Raw genomic sequence first — 15,243 nt, forward strand, 5'->3', positions numbered from 1 at the left:
GCGGCTGACGTGTGCGCGCCGATATCCGGCTTGGGTTTGTTTTCAACGGCCTGGTCTATGTGTGAAGATCGGGTGATCAGGAGATCGTTATGGGTCCGCACATGCTAACGGCACCCTGTGGGTTCGATGTGAGTCAGGGCCGCCCCCGCTCGGGCCACGGCTGCCCCGTCGCCCGGCGGCACGCCTCCGCGTACCCCCGGACCAGGGGGCGGGAGCCGTCCTCCACTCGCCAGGCCAGGACGTACCGGCTCGGGGAGAGGCCGTGGACCGGGCGGGTCGTGACGCCGCCGAGGGTGATCAGAGGGGCGTTGCCCGCGGCCACCAGGCAGAGGCCGAGGCCGGCGACCAGGGCCTCGTAGGTCTCCTCCGTGCCGGCGATCTCCGCGCCGATGCGGGGCGGGCCGCCGGGGCGTTCGTCGAGGGCGAGCCAGTGGTCGCGCAGGACGCCCGCGCTCGGGGGCAGCGCCAGGAACGGTTCGTCGGCGAGGTCCGCGAGGGTGAGGTCCGTGCGGGCGGCCAGGGGATGGGTCTCGGGGAGGGCGACCAGGCGCGGCTCCTCGGCGACCACCGTCCACGCGTAGCGGCCGGCGTCGGGCAGCGGCAGCCAGGCGAACGCCACATCCGCCTCACCGCCCGCGAGCCCCGCCGTCGGGTCCTCCCAGCCGACCTGCCGCAGCCGGACCGCGGCGTCCGGGTGCGCGGCGGTGAAACGGGAGCGGATCGCCGGGAGCAGGCCGCCGCGGCCGGGGCTGGTGCTCATGCCCACGACCAGCGTGCTGCGCTGAGCCGCCCGCACCCGCTCCACCGCCGCGGCTCCCTCCCCCCACGCCGCCAGTACCCGCCGGGCGTGCGGCAGCAGTGCCGTACCGGCGGCGGTGAGCGCCACGTCCCGCCGGTCGCGCCGGAACAGCTCGACGCCCAGCTGCCGTTCCAGCGCCCGTATCTGCTTGCTCAGCGCGGGCTGTGACACATAAAGGCGCTCGGCGGCACGGGTGAAGTGCAGTTCCTCCGCCACGGCCAGGAAGTAGCGCAGGTCCCGCAGGTGAACGTCCGTCTTCATGTCCATTGGTTATCAGCCCGGGTCTTGGACGGGCAACGGGTCCCGGCAGCAGGCTGGTTGACGTAACCGGAGAGCAACCGAGGCACGAGGAGCCGAGATGAACAAGGTGTGGCTGATCACGGGTGCGAGCAGCGGATTCGGCCGGGCGATCGCCGAGGCCGCCCTCGCCGACGGTGATGTGGTGATCGGCGCGGCCCGCCGGCCCGAGGCGCTGGAGGATCTGGTCGCCGCCCACCCCGACCAGGTGGAGGCGCTGCGCCTGGACGTCGCCGACATCGAGGGCGCCGAGGCCGTGGTGCGGGACGTGGTGGCGCGGCACGGGCGGATCGACGTCCTGGTCAACAACGCGGGGCGCACCCATGTCGGGGCCTTCGAGGAGACCTCGGACGACGAGCTGCGCGAGCTGTTCGACGTGCACGTCCTCGGCCCCGCCGCGCTGGTGCGGGCCGTGCTGCCGGGCATGCGGGAGCGGCGCTCGGGGGCGGTCGTGCAGATGAGCAGCATGGGCGGGCAGATGTCGTTCGCCGGCTTCGCGGCGTACAGCGGCACCAAGTTCGCGCTGGAGGGCATGTCGGAGGCGCTCGCGGACGAGGTGCGGGAGTTCGGCGTCAAGGTGCTGATCGTCGAGCCGGGGTCGTTCCGGACCGGCCTGTTCGAGACGGACCGGGCCGGAGTCAGCCCGGACAGCGGTCTGTACGCCAAGGTCGGCGAGACCCGTTCCGCCGTGGCCGGCGGTGGCGGCTCCCAGCCCGGCGACCCGGCGAAGGCGGCGGCCCTGATCCTGGCCGCCCTTGAGGCGGAGGACGCCCCCTTGCGGCTGCCGCTGGGCGACGACGGCGTCGGCGCGGTCCTCGGCCACCTCGACCAGGTCCGCGAGGACGTCCTGGCCTGGGAGAAGCGCACCCGCGCCACGGCCTTCGACGACTGACGGCACCCGCTGCCGCGCCTGGCCCGTACGTTCGTGGGGGTCCCTTCCGGCAGCCTCCGGCGGGACGGCCGACGGCGCCTGGAAGCCGCGCGTCAGCGACGACGCGTGGTGGGACACCGGGCGGCCGGACGGCTGGGCGCCGCGGTTCCGGCCCCGACGCCGACCCCACGGCGTCGGGGCCGCCCCCCGAGGACACCGCTCACCGCACGGGGTCCCCGTCCTCGGGAAGGCGCCCCGGGGACGAGGGCCGTCGCCCCGCGCCTACGATGCGGCTCGTGTCCATACCTCCGCCCTACGGGCCCCCGCAGGAACCTCAGGGCCCCCAGGGGCAGCACCCCGCCCCCCAGGGCCAGGTCCCGTATCCACCACCGCGGTTCACCTACGGCGGCCGACCCGGTTTCGCGCCGTACGGGCTCTACGGGCCGTACGGCCCCCGGCCACCGGCCGTCGTCAACGGTGTCGCCGTCGCCGCCCTGGTGTTCGGTGTGCTGTGCCTGGTGCCGGCCGTCGGGCTGGTGCTGGGGCTGGTCGCCCTGCGGCAGATCAAGCGGCGTGGGGAGAAGGGGCGGGGGATGGCGATCGCCGGGACCGTGCTGTCGTCGCTCGGGCTCGCGCTGTGGGGGGCGGTCCTCGCCTCCGGTGTCCTGACCGACGTCTGGGAGGGCATCGAGGACGGAGCGCGCGGCAACAGCGTCCTCGCCCTGGCCAAGGGTGAGTGCTTCAACTCGCCGGGCGGGCTGGAGGGCTGGACCACCGACGCGGACCGGGTGCCCTGCGCGCGGGAACACGACGGTGAGGTCTTCGCCGTCGTCACGCTCCCCGGCGACCGCTACCCGGGCGACGACAGCCTCACCGACACCGCCGACGAGCGGTGCTACGACCTTCAGGACGCCTACGTCATGGACGGCTGGGCGCTGCCCGGCCACGTGGACGTGTACTACCTCATCCCGTCCGGGGAGAGCTGGCGTTTCGGCGACCGCGAGATCACCTGCGTCTTCGGCGACCGGGACGCGAGGAAAACCCTCACCGGGTCGCTGCGCCGGGACGAGACCACCCTCGACGCGCACCAGTTGGCCTATCTGAAGGCCACGGGGGTGCTCGACGCCGCGCTGGACGACGCTCCCGGGGCGGAGTACCCCGACGAGGACCTGACGGACGACAAGGAGTGGGCCGGCCGGGTCGAGGAGGCCCTCGCCGAGCAGACGGGACTGCTGCGCGCACACGAGTGGCCGGCCGGTGCGGAGCGGTCGGTGGCGGACCTGGTCGCCGACCTGGGGAAGGCCCGCCAGGAATGGGGGAAGGCGGCCGACGCCGCCGACGCGGGCGCCTACCACGAGCACGAGGAGAAGGGCTGGGAGCTGATCGACCCCCATCGGTCGGTCACCGCACGCGAGGCTCTGGGGCTGGCCACCACACCGCCCGAGGACGAGGAGGAGGGCGAGCGCGACACCGGCAGCGGTGAGTTGAAGGTGTGACGGCTGCCATAGCGGGGAGAAAGTGCCTGCGTAAAGCTCTCACCCGACAGATGTCATCACATCGAGTGATTCTCTGGCCTTTGCTTGCCTGGGACAACCTACGGTTGCCACGCTGTTGCTGTCTGTACAACCTGATGGGAGCGGCCCGTGACATTCGGTGAGCAGCCGGCGTACCTGCGTGTCGCGGGTGATCTCCGCAAGAAGATCACCGACGGCCGACTGCCGCCGCACACACGGCTCCCCTCCCAGGCGAGGATCCGCGAGGAGTACGGCGTCTCGGACACGGTCGCGCTGGAGGCGCGCAAGGTGCTCATGGCGGAGGGACTCGTCGAGGGCCGCTCCGGCTCGGGGACGTATGTGCGCGAGCGGCCGGTGCCCCGGCGGGTCGCCCGCTCCGGGTTCCGTCCGGAGCGCGGGGCCACGCCGTTCCGCCAGGAGCAGGCCGACGCGGGAGTGAGGGGCACCTGGGAGTCCAGCAGCGAGCAGGCCGAGGCACCCGGCGCCGTCGCCGAGCGGCTCGGCATCGAGCCCGGCGACCGCGTGATGCGCACCAGGTACCTCTTCCGGGAGGCGGGCGAGCCGATGATGCTCTCCCTCTCCTGGGAGCCGCTCGCGCTCACCGGCCGGACCCCCGTGATGCTGCCCGAGGAGGGGCCGCTCGGTGGCATGGGTGTCGTCGAGCGCATGCGCGCCATCGACGTGATCGTGGACAACGTCACCGAGGAGGTCGGCGCCCGCCCCGGCCTCGCCGAGGAACTGGTGCTGCTGGGCGGTGTCCCCGGGCATGTCGTCCTGGTCATCCAGCGCACCTACTTCGCCTCGGGGCGGCCGGTCGAGACCGCCGACGTGGTCATCCCCGCCGACCGCTACCGAGCCGCCTACCACCTCCCGGTGAAGTAGCGGACCCGCGGGGCGGGACGGGTCTCCCGCCCCGTCGCGTCCGGTGGCTCGTCCCCGCGTTCACCGGCGCTCTCCCGGGAGGCCGGCCGTCACGCTCCCACCGCGCCCCTCGCGGCTTCCCGCCGGTGCCCTCGCGGTTTCCCGCGTGGCTCGGTTCGTGGCTTCCCGCCGACACCCTCGCGGCTCCGCCGCGCCTGTCGCGGCTTCCCGCCGGTGCCCTCGCGGTTCCCCGCGTGGCTCGGTTCGGGGCTCCTCGCGGCTTCCCGCCGGCACCCTCGCGGCCTCCCGCCGGCGCTTCCCGCAGCTTCCCGCCGGTGCTTCCCGCGTGGCCCGGTTCGGGCTCGTCGCGGCTCCCCGCCCGCTCCCCGGCGGTGGATCGTCACGCTCCTCGATCGACCCGCCGTGCGCCCTTCCGCGCCCCCGGCCGGCCTTCGCTCCGGCGCGCCGCCCGTGGCGCCGCCGCTCCCGTGCCGTAGCAATCTGGCCGTTCTCCCAGGTCGCCCCGGGGCGCGGCGTGCCGGGGGCCATGCCGCTGACCGGACGCATCGGCCTTCCCGCGCGGCGCATCCGTCACCGTGCGCCCCCTGCGTTCTGGCTGGTTGCGTGCCTCTTTGTGAAAAGGCGTATTCGCTCAGTGAAGGTAAGGCGTAGGCTCGGGCATATGCGGACTGGGGTTTCCTTATCGGGCGGGGCGCGGCGCCGGCCGCGGACGGGAAGTGGAGGGGAGCGATGAACGACGGCACGGTGACTCTTCCCTGGCTCGTCGTGCGTCAGGACGACAACGGCAATCGCTACCGAGTGGGCAGGTACGCGACCCGCGCCGAGGCCGAGAGGATCGCGGGCAGCCTCGACGGGCGCGGACACAAGCAGCTCTACTGGGTCGAGCGGATCAGTCGGAGCGGAACGTCCGCCGACTGACCCGCACCGTCGGCGGGCCCCTGTCCGCCCCTCCCGTAGGCTCCGGCGCATGAGTGAGCGGATCGTGGTGGTCGGTGCGGCCCTGTGGCACGAGGGGCGGCTGCTCGCCGCCCGCCGGAGCGCACCCGCCGAACTGGCCGGGCGCTGGGAGCTCCCGGGCGGCAAGGTCGAGCCGGGGGAGGCCCCGGACGCGGCCGTCGTACGGGAGTTGCGCGAGGAACTCGGCGTCGACGCCGAGGCCGGAGAGCGCGTCCCGGGGGAGTGGCCGTTGCGGACGCCGTACGTGATGCAGGTGTGGACCGCCCGGCTGCGCCCCGGATCCGCCGACCCCCGGCCCCTCGAGGACCACGACGAGCTGCGCTGGCTCACCCCCGACCGGATCTGGGACGTCGACTGGCTCGACCACGACGTGCCCGCGGTCCGCGACACCCTCACCCACCAGGGGGTGTCGTCCGGATCGGGCCGGCTCCGGTGAGCGGTGCCCCGCAGCCGGCCGGGCGGTGTCGGACCCCGTGGCCCCGGCGAGATCCGAACGGCACCCCTGGGTCTCCGGGAGGGCGTGTGAAGCGTGAGTCCGGCGTGTGGAGGCAGGGGTGACGGTGCGTGGGCGCCTTCCCACGCCGCTCGTGCCACGATGCGCCGTCGAGCGCGGTACTCCGTCCGGGATATCGGGTATGTGCCCATTAACCCCATGAAACCGGACATGGGTGGACTCCCTCGGCGGGGAAGTGATCCGTGTGATCGACACCGACGGTGACCACGCCGCCTGGACCTTCTCCGCGTACCCGGGAACGGTGCGTGCCGCCCGTTCCGCGGTCCGTGACCAACTGCGCCTCTGGGACCTCGACAGCGTCGGCGACCTCGCGGCCCTGCTGGTCAGTGAACTGGTCACCAACGCCCTGCGGTACGCCACCGGCCCCATAGGCGTACGCCTGACACGCCCCACGGACCTCGGCGGTGTCCTCCTGGTGGAGGTCTCCGACCCGCTCCCCGAGCCCCCGCGCGAACGCGCCGCCCGGCCCGAGGACGAGGGGGGACGCGGGCTGCAGTTGCTGGCCTCCGCATCCCGCCGCTGGGGCACCCGGCCGGCTGCCCCCGGCAAGACCGTGTGGTTCGAACTCGCGGTACCGGGATGAGGCATCGCACGCCCGTTCAGGGTGTACGCGCCCGCCACTTCCGTCGAGTGACCGGTTCAGGACCGCGGCGGTTGTCGAAGAGGGGGGTTCGACGACGTGTCCGCTGGTTAGAAGACTGGAAGTGTTCTCACGGCGCGGACCGAAAAGCATCGGGACCGTGCTGTGATCGTGAACACCGTGTTGTGCGGCACCGTAGTGCTGGATACTGCGGGCAGCCGCTTCCGGCGACCGGTGCCGGACGCGGTGAGCTGGAGGGGACGGTTCGCGTGAGCGAGATACCAGCGAAGGCCACGGAGTCCGAGGACTCGTCGGGCGGCGCGAGGAGCGGGGCCGGCGACGGCCTCGTCTCCGGCGACGCTCCGTCCGCCGACGCGATGTGGCAGAGCAGTCCGCCCGGCTCCATGTACGACTACATCAAGGTCGCCTCCTTCTCCATCGGCCCGGACGGGCTGGTCGACCAGTGGAGCTTGCGCGCCGAGCAGATCTTCGGCATCCCCGCCGAGCGTGCCGTCGGCATGGACCCCATCGAGGCGTTCATCGAGCCCGTCCGGCGGGAGCGCGGCCAGCGCAAGATGGCCGAGATCCTCGACGGCCGCGAGTGGACCGGAGTGGTGCCCTTCCGGCTGCCGGACTCGCTGGCGGCGGACGAGCGCGACCGGGAGGGCCTCGCCGAGGTCTACGTCATGCCGACGCGGACCGAGGAGGGGGAGAAGGCCGCCGTCTGCATCGTCGTCGACGTCCGCACCCTGCGCCGTATCGAGACCGATCTCGCCGCCTCGCAGGCCATATTCGGCCAATCTCCGTTCGGCTTCCTGCTGATCGACCCCGACCTGCGGGTACGCCGCGCCAACCAGCGGTTCGCGTCCATCTTCGGCGGCACCCCCGACGACCACCGCGGCAAGGGTGTGCACGACTATCTGCCGCGCGGCGAGGCCGACCGGGTCGCCGCGACCCTGCGCCGGGTGCTGGAGACCGGTGACTCCATCACGGACATGCACGTCACGGGCTTCGTACCGGGCTCCGACGAGCGTCGCCACTGGTCCGTCAACCTCTACCGCGTGCACAGCGGCAGCGGCCGGCCCATCGGCATCTCCTGGCTCGGAACGGACATCACCGCCCGCCGCGCCGCCGCCCGCGAGGCCGCCGCCGCACGGCGCAATCTCGCCCTCCTCAACGAGGCGGGCGCCCGGATCGGCAACTCCCTGGACCTGGAGACGACCGCCCGCGAACTCCTCGACGTCGTCGTCCCCGGCTTCTGCGACCTGGCCACCGTCGACCTGTACCAGGGGCTGCTGGCCGGTGACGAGACCCCGCCGGGGCTCGCCGACGGCAGCGCGGAGGTGCGTCGCGTCGCCTTCGCCAGCGCCGTCTCCGACGCGCCGTTCAGCGTCACCGGGGAGCCGGTGAAGCTGGGCGCCGTCCACCACTACCCGTTCAACTCGCCCTGCGCGGACGCGCTGCGCACCGCCCGCCCGCAGAAGGTCCCCGGCGAGGACGGCGGCCTGGTGCAGTCCACGCTCGCCGTGCCGATGGTCGCCCACGACACCGTGGTGGGACTCGCCCAGTTCGCCCGCACCAAGGGCAGCGAGCCGTTCGGCGACCGCGACCGCGAACTCGCGGTCGAACTGGCCGCGCGCGCCGCCGTCTGCATCGACAACGCCCGCCTCTACCGGCGTGAGCACGAACGCGCGTTGATACTGCAACGCTCCCTGCTCCCGCCGGGCGACCCGGAGGCCTCCGGTCTCGACATCGCCTGCCGCTATCTGCCCGGCCACGTGGCGACGGGCCGGCCCAGCGAGGTCGGCGGCGACTGGTTCGACGTCATCGAACTGCCCGGCCACCGCACCGCGCTGGTCGTCGGCGACGTCATGGGGCGCGGTCTGCGCGCGGCCGTGGCGATGGGCGAACTGCGCACCGCCGTACGGACCCTGGCCCAGCTCGATCTGGAACCCGCCGAGGTCCTCTCCCAGTTGGACGAGATCGCCCGGGGCCTCGGCGCCCCCGGAGGCGTTCAGCAGGCCACCCGGGCCGCCCGCCGCCCCCGCGAGGCCGACCTCTCCGAGGTCTACCTGGCGACCTGCGTCTACGCCGTCTACGACTCGGTGACCAGGCGCTGCACCTTCGCCAACGCGGGCCACCTGCCGCCCGTCCTGGTCGAACCCGGCGAGCCCGCGCTGATGCTGGACGTACCGCCCGGAATGCCGCTCGGCGTAGGCGGCGAACCCTTCGAGGAGGTGGAGGTCGAACTGCCCGAAGGAGCCCTGCTCGCGCTCTACACGGACGGACTGGTCGAAAGCCGCGACCACCCCCTCGACGAGGGCCTCCAGGCCTTCGTGGGGGCGCTCACGGACCCGTCCCACCCCTCGACGACGTCACGGCACGCCGACTCCTACCCGAACCTGGAGGACGTCTGCGACCACGTCCTCAGCACCCTCGACACCCACCACGGCGAGGACGACATCGCCCTGCTGATGGCCCGCGTCCAGGGACTGCCCGCCGGGTCCGTCGGCGACTGGACCCTGCCCCGTGAGCCCCGCAGCGTGGGCCGCGCCCGCGAGTACGCCCGCGCCCAGCTGCTGAGCTGGGACATGGAGCCCCTGGTCGACACCACGGAGCTCCTGGTCAGCGAGCTGGTCACCAACGCCCTGCGGTACGGCGAGGGGGAGATCAGACTCCGTCTCCTCCTCGACCGCACCCTGGTCTGCGAGGTCTGGGACTCCGGTCTCGTCCAGCCCCGCCGCCGCCGCGCCCGCGACACCGACGAGGGCGGCCGCGGCCTCCAGCTGGTCGGCCTGCTCAGCGCGGCCTGGGGCTCCCGCCGCACCCCCCGGGGCAAGACGGTCTGGTTCGAGCTCCCCCTCCCCGGCACGGACACCGTCCTCACCGACCCGGCGGAGGCGCTGCTGAGCCTGTTCTGAGGGCCCGTCGGCGTGCCGCGTACGCTCGCGTCATGCACACCGACCCGACCGCCCCGGTACGCCTGACGGCAGGCACGCTCACCCTGCGCCCCTGGGCGCCGGAGGACGCGGCCGTCCTGGCCGAGCTCTACGAGGACGAGGCGATGCGCCGCTGGGCGAGCGCGCCCGTGCACGACGCGGTGAGCGCGGCGTGCTGGGTGGCCGAGCAGCGGCGCGGCTGGGAGACCGGCGAACGTCTCGCGTTCGCCGTGCAGGAGACGCGGACGTCCGACGCCCGGCCGGTGGGCCATGTCGTGCTCAAACGGCCGGCCGTGGCTGCCGACCCGGCCGAGGTCGGCTACTGGACGGCGGCCCACGCGCGGGGGCGGGGAGTGGCGCCGCGAGCCCTGACGGCCCTGGCCGACTGGGCCTTCGCCGCCTTCGCCCACGAGGGCCTGACCCGCCTGGAGCTGCTGCACCAGGTCGACAACACGGCCTCCTGCCGCGTCGCGGGGAAGAGCGGCTTCGTGCTGTCCGGTGTGCTCCCCGCCGCCCCGCCGGCCTTCCCCCTCGACGGCCACCGGCACATACGGCGGGCGCCCCGCGCCGCATGATCGCAACCGGAACATCCGTTCCCCTCGTCCTCCCTCTCAACATCAACGACGCGGTTGCCTGCGGGAGCCGATGGGCGAAGGGAAGTCGGCATGGAACGCACGGAGCCGCAGGAACCGGCGGCCGCGGCGGACGATCCGTCCCCGGAAGCGACGCCGGAGGCCGTCGACGCGCCCGAGCGCGCGGAACCGGCGGCCAAGGACGGCGGGGCCTCCCCGCCGGAGCCGGCCGGAGCGAGTGCCCCGGGCGACGCGAGCGGTGGGGCTCCCCGGTCGGAGTCGGTCGAGGGTGCCGACGGTGACCCTTCCGCAGTCCCCGACGGGCGGTCCGGCAAACGCCGCAGCCCCTGGGTCCGCCGGGCCCGGCGCGTCGCCCTCGCGGTCGCCCTCCTGCTGGTCGTCCCCCTCCTCGCCGCCGAAACCGCCCTGCGCGTCAACTACATGGGCGACCCGGCGGACGGGACGTACACCCGCGACCGGGACGCCATCTGGCTCGGGCACGCCTGGGTCGACGGGCGCAAGAAGGACGCCGACGTCACCGCGCTGGCCCGCCGGCTCGACGGCACCGGCATCCGCGACCTGTACGTCCACACCGGACCGATGGAGCACGACGGCACCCTGCCCGAGTCCCTGTACCCCAAGGCCCGCTGGCTGATCGACGCCGTGCACCGCGAGCTGCCCGGCGTCCGTGTCCAGGCCTTCCTCGGTGACGTCCTCGCCACCGAGGGTCCCGACGGCATGCGCCTGGAACGCGCCGCCACCCGCGCCGCCGTCGTCCGCAGCGCGGGTCAGGTCCTCGACGTCGGCTACGAAGGCGTCCACCTCGATCTGGAGCCGCTGCACTCCGGCGACCGGGACTACCTCTCCCTCCTGGACGACCTGCGTGCCGTCACCCGTGCCGAGGACGCGCAACTGTCCGTGGCCGCCCACCAGATCGACCCGCTCCCGGCCCTCCACTCCGTCGCCGGCCTCTTCGCCGACCATCCCAAGTGGTGGTCGCAGGAGTTCTTCGGCCAGGTCGCCCGACGCGTCGACCAGATCGCCGTGATGTCGTACGACACCGCGCAGCCGCTGGAGGGCACCTACGGCGGCTACGTGGCCCAGCAGACCTCCCTCGCCCTGGAGGTCACCCCGCCCACCACCCATCTGCTGATGGGCCTGCCCTTCTACCACGAGAGCAACTTCGACCACTGGGGCCACGCCGAGACCGTCGCCGCCGCCGTCCGGGGCGTCCGCCTCGGTCTCTCCCGGACGGACGCCGACCGGGAGCTCTTCGGTGTCGCCCCGTACATCGACTTCGCGGCGACGGAGACGAACTGGAACGAGTACCGGGAGGGCTGGCTGAACCCCTGACGACAGGGCCTAACGCCTCCTGATCTTCGACCCCAGCCACACCAGCGGGTCGTACTTGCGGTCCACCGCCCGTTCCTTCAGCGGGATCAGCGCGTTGTCCGTGATCCTGATCCCCTCGGGGCAGACCTCCGTACAGCACTTGGTGATGTTGCAGTAGCCGAGGCCGTGTTCGTCCTGGGCCGTGCGCTTACGGTCCAGGCCGGTCTCCTCGGCCGCGTCCAGCGGGTGCATGTCGAGCTCCGCGATCCGCATCAGGAAGCGCGGCCCGGCGAACGCCGGCTTGTTCTCCTCGTGGTCGCGGACCACATGACAGGTGTCCTGGCACAGGAAGCACTCGATGCACTTGCGGAACTCCTGCGACCGGTCCACGTCCTCCTGCATCATCCGGTACTCGCCCGGACCGACCCCCTCCGGCGGTACGAAGGCCGGGACCTCCCTGGCCTTGGTGTAGTTGAAGCCGACGTCCGTCACCAGGTCGCGGATGACCGGGAAGGCCCGCAGCGGGGTCACGGTGACCGTCTCGTCCCGCTCGAACACCGACATGCGGGTCATGCACAGCAGCCGGGGGCGCCCGTTGATCTCCGCCGAGCACGAACCGCACTTGCCGGCCTTGCAGTTCCAGCGCACGGCGAGATCGGGGGCCTGGGTGGCCTGGAGCCGGTGGACGATGTCGAGGACCACCTCGCCGTCGTTCACCTCGACCGTGAAGTCCTCCAGGCCGCCGCCCTGCACGTCCCCCCGCCACACCTTGAAGCGGGCCTCGTAGCTGCTCACTCGTACAGCTCCTCTTCGGCGAGGTACTTGACCAGCTCCTCCTTCTCGAAGAGGGCGAGCAGGTCGGGGCGGATGGGTTCGGTGGTCTCACGGGTGAGGGCGATCTGGCCGCGCACCGTGTCGGTGCCCGCGAGACCGCCCGTCGGATCGGTGAGCGCGCACAGCAGATTCACGTTGCGCCAGGCGCGCTCCATCCCGGAGTGGTCCTCCCGGGTGTGGCCGCCGCGCGACTCGGTGCGCTCCAGCGCCGCCCGGGCCACGCACTCGCTGACCAGCAGCATGTTCCTCAGGTCGAGGGCGAGGTGCCAGCCGGGGTTGAACTGCCGGTGCCCCTCGACCCCGGCCCGGCGGGCCCGTACCCGCAGCTCGGCGAGTTTCTCCAGGGCCCGCTCCATCTCGTGCTCGCGGCGGATGATGCCGACCAGGTCGTTCATGGTCTGCTGGAGCTCCTGGTGCAGGGTGTACGGGTTCTCCGGCGGCCCCTCGGACGGCTCCCCGCCCTCCGCCGAGAACGGGCGCAGGGCCTCCGCGGCGGCCGCGCCGACCTGTACGTCGTCCACCCGGGGCCGTGCGGTCCCCGCTCCGCTCGCGTACTCGGCCGCGTGCCGGCCCGCCCGGCGTCCGAACACCAGCAGGTCGGACAGGGAGTTCCCGCCGAGCCGGTTGGAGCCGTGCATCCCGCCGGCCACCTCACCGGCCGCGAACAGCCCCGGCACCCCGCGCGCCGCCGCCGAGTCGGAGTCGACGGCGATGCCGCCCATCACGTAGTGACAGGTCGGCCCGACCTCCATGGCCTCCGCCGTGATGTCGACGTCCGCCAGCTCCTTGAACTGGTGGTACATCGACGGCAGCCGCCGCTTGATGACGTCGGCCGGCATCCGCGTGGACACGTCCAGGAAGACGCCGCCGTGCGGGGAGCCGCGGCCCGCCTTCACCTCGGCGTTGATCGCGCGGGCCACCTCGTCGCGGGGGAGCAGTTCGGGCGGGCGCCGGTTGTGGTCCGGGTCGTCGTACCAGCGGTCGCCCTCGTCCTCGGACTCGGCGTACTTCTCCTTGAAGACGTCCGGGATGTAGTCGAACATGAACCGCTTGCCCTCGGAGTTGCGCAGCACCCCGCCGTCCCCGCGCACCGACTCGGTGACGAGGATGCCCTTCACCGACGGCGGCCAGACCATCCCGGTCGGGTGGAACTGCACGAACTCCATGTTCAGCAGCGGCGCCCCGGCCAGCAGCGCCAGCGCGTGCCCGTCACCCGTGTACTCCCACGAGTTCGACGTCACCTTGAACGACTTGCCGATCCCGCCGGTCGCGATCACCACGGCGGGCGCCTCCAGGACGAAGAAGCGCCCGGACTCCCGTTCGTAGCCGAAGACCCCGCTGACCTGCTTCCCGTCCTTGAGCACGCGCGTGACCGTGCACTCCTGGAAGACCTTCAGCCGGGACTCGTGGTCCCCACTCTCCCGGAAGTCCTCCTGCTGGAGCGCGACGATCTTCTGCTGGAGGGTGCGGATCAGCTCGAGGCCCGTACGGTCGCCGACGTGGGCCAGGCGCGGGTACTCGTGGCCGCCGAAGTTGCGCTGCGAGATCCGGCCGTCCTTCGTCCGGTCGAACAGCGCGCCCCAGGTCTCCAGCTCCCACACCCGCTGCGGCGCCTCCTGGGCGTGCAGCTCGGCCATCCGCCACTGGTTGAGGAACTTCCCGCCGCGCATGGTGTCGCGGAAGTGGACCTTCCAGTTGTCCCCGGCGTTGGCGTTGCCCATCGCCGCCGCGATGCCGCCCTCGGCCATCACGGTGTGCGCCTTGCCGAACAGCGACTTGCAGATCACGGCCGTACGGGCGCCCCGCTCGCGCGCCTCGACGGCGGCGCGCAGGCCCGCGCCACCGGCCCCGACCACGACGACGTCCCACTCCTGTCGGTCGACCACGGACATAGGTAAGGCCCCCAGCTAGAAGAAGCGCGGATCGTCGAAGACACCGGACGCGACGAGGTACACGTAGAGGTCGGCGAGCGCCACGCTCAGCAGCGACGCCCAGGCGAGCTGCATGTGCCGGGCGTTCAGCCGGCCCACCCACTGCCACATCCGGTAGCGCACCGGATGCCTGGAGAAGTGCTTCAGCTTCCCGCCGACGATGTGCCGGCAGGAGTGGCAGGAGATGGTGTACGCCCAGATCAGCGCGATGTTGACCAGGAACACCAGGGTGCCCAGACCCATGTGACCCCACGCGTAGTGCTCGTCGCGGAAGGCGAGCACGGTGTCGTAGGTCAGGATGCCGGCGACCGGGATCGCCGCGTAGAAGAAGTACCGGTGGATGTTCTGCAGGATCAGCGGGAAGCGGGTCTCGCCGGTGTACTTCCCGTGCGGCTCGGCCACCGCGCAGGCCGGCGGGGACGCCCAGAAGCCCCGGTAGTAGGCCTTGCGGTAGTAGTAGCAGGTCAGCCGGAAGCCGAGCGGGAAGATCAGGATGATGATCGCCGGCGAGATGCCCCACCAACTGCCGAACAGCTCCCAGTTCGGCCCGGACCGCATCGGCTCGCAGTTCTCCGCGAGGCACGGGGAGTAGAACGGCGAGACGTACGGCGCCGCGTAGTAGTCGGCGTTCGAGAAGGCCCGCCACGTCGAGTAGACGATGAAGGCGAGCAGTCCGGCCGCGGTGGCGGCCGGGGCCAGCCACCAGCGGTCGGTCCGCAGGTGCGGGGCGGCGATCGCGGCGCGCGCAGCGGTTCTCACGCCGCCGCTTCGGGGATGGGGTTCTGTGGCAGGAGGTTCCGTGCCAGTGGCCACTTGTCCACTCCGGTAGGGGTCGGGGGGCTCCGCGATCGGCGGGGGGTCAGGGGGCACGACGGTCGCGGGCGCCGAGACCCTCGTCGTCCGTGTCCACCCACAGCGAGGGGTCGTACGGCGTGTCGGAGATGGTCACGAGATCGGGCCGTCTCTGCGGGGCCGCGGCGACGGCCGTCTCCCGCAGCAGCGCGACGCTCTCGCGCAGGTGATTGGTGTCGGCGCGGACGCGGCGCATCTCCAGGCCGCCGCCGCCCAGCTGCTTCTCCAGGCGCCCCACCGACCGGATCAGGTCGTCGAGACAGCGCTGGACCGATGTCAGTTCGTCGTGCACGGACATGACTTGCCCTCACTTCCACGGGTCCCTCTGGCCCAAGGCGGCAACGTTCATGCGCCTGCGAGTGTTGCGCG

General features: G+C 72.6%; 14 protein-coding genes. 9 read left to right on the plus strand and 5 right to left on the minus strand.

Annotated features, from left to right (window positions below):
• Positions 1-133: 133 nt before the first annotated feature.
• Positions 134-1,066 (minus strand): LysR family transcriptional regulator, encoded by a 933-nt coding sequence (locus ACH4VX_RS03460; RefSeq protein ID WP_398365651.1) that lies wholly within the window; start codon positions 1,064-1,066, stop codon positions 134-136.
• Positions 1,067-1,157: 91 nt separating this feature from the next.
• On the opposite strand from ACH4VX_RS03460, the gene ACH4VX_RS03465 reads away from it, so the two are divergent.
• From ACH4VX_RS03465 to ACH4VX_RS03505, 9 genes are all read left to right on the plus strand, one after another.
• On the plus strand, positions 1,158-1,988 hold the full coding sequence (locus ACH4VX_RS03465) for an oxidoreductase (protein WP_398365652.1): 831 nt from the start codon (positions 1,158-1,160) through the stop codon (positions 1,986-1,988).
• Between the two features lie 275 nt (positions 1,989-2,263).
• Positions 2,264-3,463 carry a DUF4190 domain-containing protein gene (locus tag ACH4VX_RS03470; protein ID WP_398365653.1) on the plus strand — a complete coding sequence of 400 codons (1,200 nt, stop codon included), beginning with the start codon at positions 2,264-2,266 and terminating at the stop codon, positions 3,461-3,463.
• Positions 3,464-3,610: 147 nt separating this feature from the next.
• On the plus strand, positions 3,611-4,363 hold the full coding sequence (locus ACH4VX_RS03475) for a GntR family transcriptional regulator (RefSeq protein ID WP_398365654.1): 753 nt from the start codon (positions 3,611-3,613) through the stop codon (positions 4,361-4,363).
• A 729-nt stretch (positions 4,364-5,092) separates the two neighbouring features.
• Positions 5,093-5,281, plus strand: a complete 189-nt coding sequence (locus tag ACH4VX_RS03480) for an SPOR domain-containing protein (RefSeq protein WP_398365655.1) — start codon at positions 5,093-5,095, stop codon at positions 5,279-5,281.
• Positions 5,282-5,330: 49 nt separating this feature from the next.
• A complete protein-coding gene (locus tag ACH4VX_RS03485; RefSeq protein WP_398365656.1) occupies positions 5,331-5,756 on the plus strand; it encodes a (deoxy)nucleoside triphosphate pyrophosphohydrolase in 426 nt (141 codons plus the stop codon).
• A gap of 232 nt (positions 5,757-5,988) precedes the next feature.
• Positions 5,989-6,417, plus strand: coding sequence for an ATP-binding protein (locus tag ACH4VX_RS03490; RefSeq protein ID WP_398365657.1), 429 nt, complete (start codon positions 5,989-5,991; stop codon positions 6,415-6,417).
• A 266-nt stretch (positions 6,418-6,683) separates the two neighbouring features.
• A complete protein-coding gene (locus tag ACH4VX_RS03495) occupies positions 6,684-9,335 on the plus strand; it encodes a SpoIIE family protein phosphatase (protein WP_398365658.1) in 2,652 nt (883 codons plus the stop codon).
• 32 nt (positions 9,336-9,367) lie between these two features.
• Complete coding sequence (locus ACH4VX_RS03500; RefSeq protein WP_398365659.1) at positions 9,368-9,928, plus strand: GNAT family N-acetyltransferase; 561 nt, start codon at positions 9,368-9,370, stop codon at positions 9,926-9,928.
• Between the two features lie 90 nt (positions 9,929-10,018).
• On the plus strand, positions 10,019-11,278 hold the full coding sequence (locus tag ACH4VX_RS03505) for a hypothetical protein (protein ID WP_398365660.1): 1,260 nt from the start codon (positions 10,019-10,021) through the stop codon (positions 11,276-11,278).
• A 9-nt stretch (positions 11,279-11,287) separates the two neighbouring features.
• On the opposite strand, the gene ACH4VX_RS03510 is transcribed toward ACH4VX_RS03505, so the two are convergent.
• Genes ACH4VX_RS03510 through ACH4VX_RS03525 form a run of 4 tightly spaced genes read right to left on the minus strand, consistent with a single transcriptional unit; the run spans position 11,288 to position 15,172 of the window.
• Positions 11,288-12,052, minus strand: coding sequence for a succinate dehydrogenase/fumarate reductase iron-sulfur subunit (locus tag ACH4VX_RS03510; protein WP_398365661.1), 765 nt, complete (start codon positions 12,050-12,052; stop codon positions 11,288-11,290).
• Positions 12,049-13,983, minus strand: a complete 1,935-nt coding sequence (locus tag ACH4VX_RS03515; RefSeq protein ID WP_398365662.1) for a fumarate reductase/succinate dehydrogenase flavoprotein subunit — start codon at positions 13,981-13,983, stop codon at positions 12,049-12,051. Before ACH4VX_RS03515 ends, ACH4VX_RS03510 begins: the two co-directional genes overlap by 4 nt.
• Before the next feature lie 15 nt (positions 13,984-13,998).
• The gene (locus ACH4VX_RS03520) at positions 13,999-14,835 is read right to left on the minus strand and encodes a hypothetical protein (RefSeq protein ID WP_398365663.1); all 837 of its coding nucleotides are present in this window, start codon (positions 14,833-14,835) and stop codon (positions 13,999-14,001) included.
• A 46-nt stretch (positions 14,836-14,881) separates the two neighbouring features.
• Positions 14,882-15,172 (minus strand): hypothetical protein, encoded by a 291-nt coding sequence (locus tag ACH4VX_RS03525; RefSeq protein ID WP_398365664.1) that lies wholly within the window; start codon positions 15,170-15,172, stop codon positions 14,882-14,884.
• Positions 15,173-15,243 lie beyond the last annotated feature (71 nt).

Source organism: Streptomyces sp. NPDC020731, from assembly GCF_044334705.1.
Classification (GTDB): domain Bacteria; phylum Actinomycetota; class Actinomycetes; order Streptomycetales; family Streptomycetaceae; genus Streptomyces.

Excerpts from the sequence above, each read along its gene's own strand:
- ACH4VX_RS03460 (WP_398365651.1), bottom strand. The coding sequence starts at position 1,066 with ATGGACATGAAGACGGACGTTCACCTGCGGGACCTGCGCTACTTCCTG.
- ACH4VX_RS03480 (WP_398365655.1), top strand. The coding sequence starts at position 5,093 with ATGAACGACGGCACGGTGACTCTTCCCTGGCTCGTCGTGCGTCAGGAC.
- ACH4VX_RS03485 (WP_398365656.1), top strand. The coding sequence starts at position 5,331 with ATGAGTGAGCGGATCGTGGTGGTCGGTGCGGCCCTGTGGCACGAGGGG.
- ACH4VX_RS03500 (WP_398365659.1), top strand. The coding sequence starts at position 9,368 with ATGCACACCGACCCGACCGCCCCGGTACGCCTGACGGCAGGCACGCTC.
- ACH4VX_RS03505 (WP_398365660.1), top strand. The coding sequence starts at position 10,019 with ATGGAACGCACGGAGCCGCAGGAACCGGCGGCCGCGGCGGACGATCCG.
- ACH4VX_RS03525 (WP_398365664.1), bottom strand. The coding sequence starts at position 15,172 with ATGTCCGTGCACGACGAACTGACATCGGTCCAGCGCTGTCTCGACGAC.
- ACH4VX_RS03515 (WP_398365662.1), bottom strand. The coding sequence starts at position 13,983 with ATGTCCGTGGTCGACCGACAGGAGTGGGACGTCGTCGTGGTCGGGGCC.
- ACH4VX_RS03465 (WP_398365652.1), top strand. The coding sequence starts at position 1,158 with ATGAACAAGGTGTGGCTGATCACGGGTGCGAGCAGCGGATTCGGCCGG.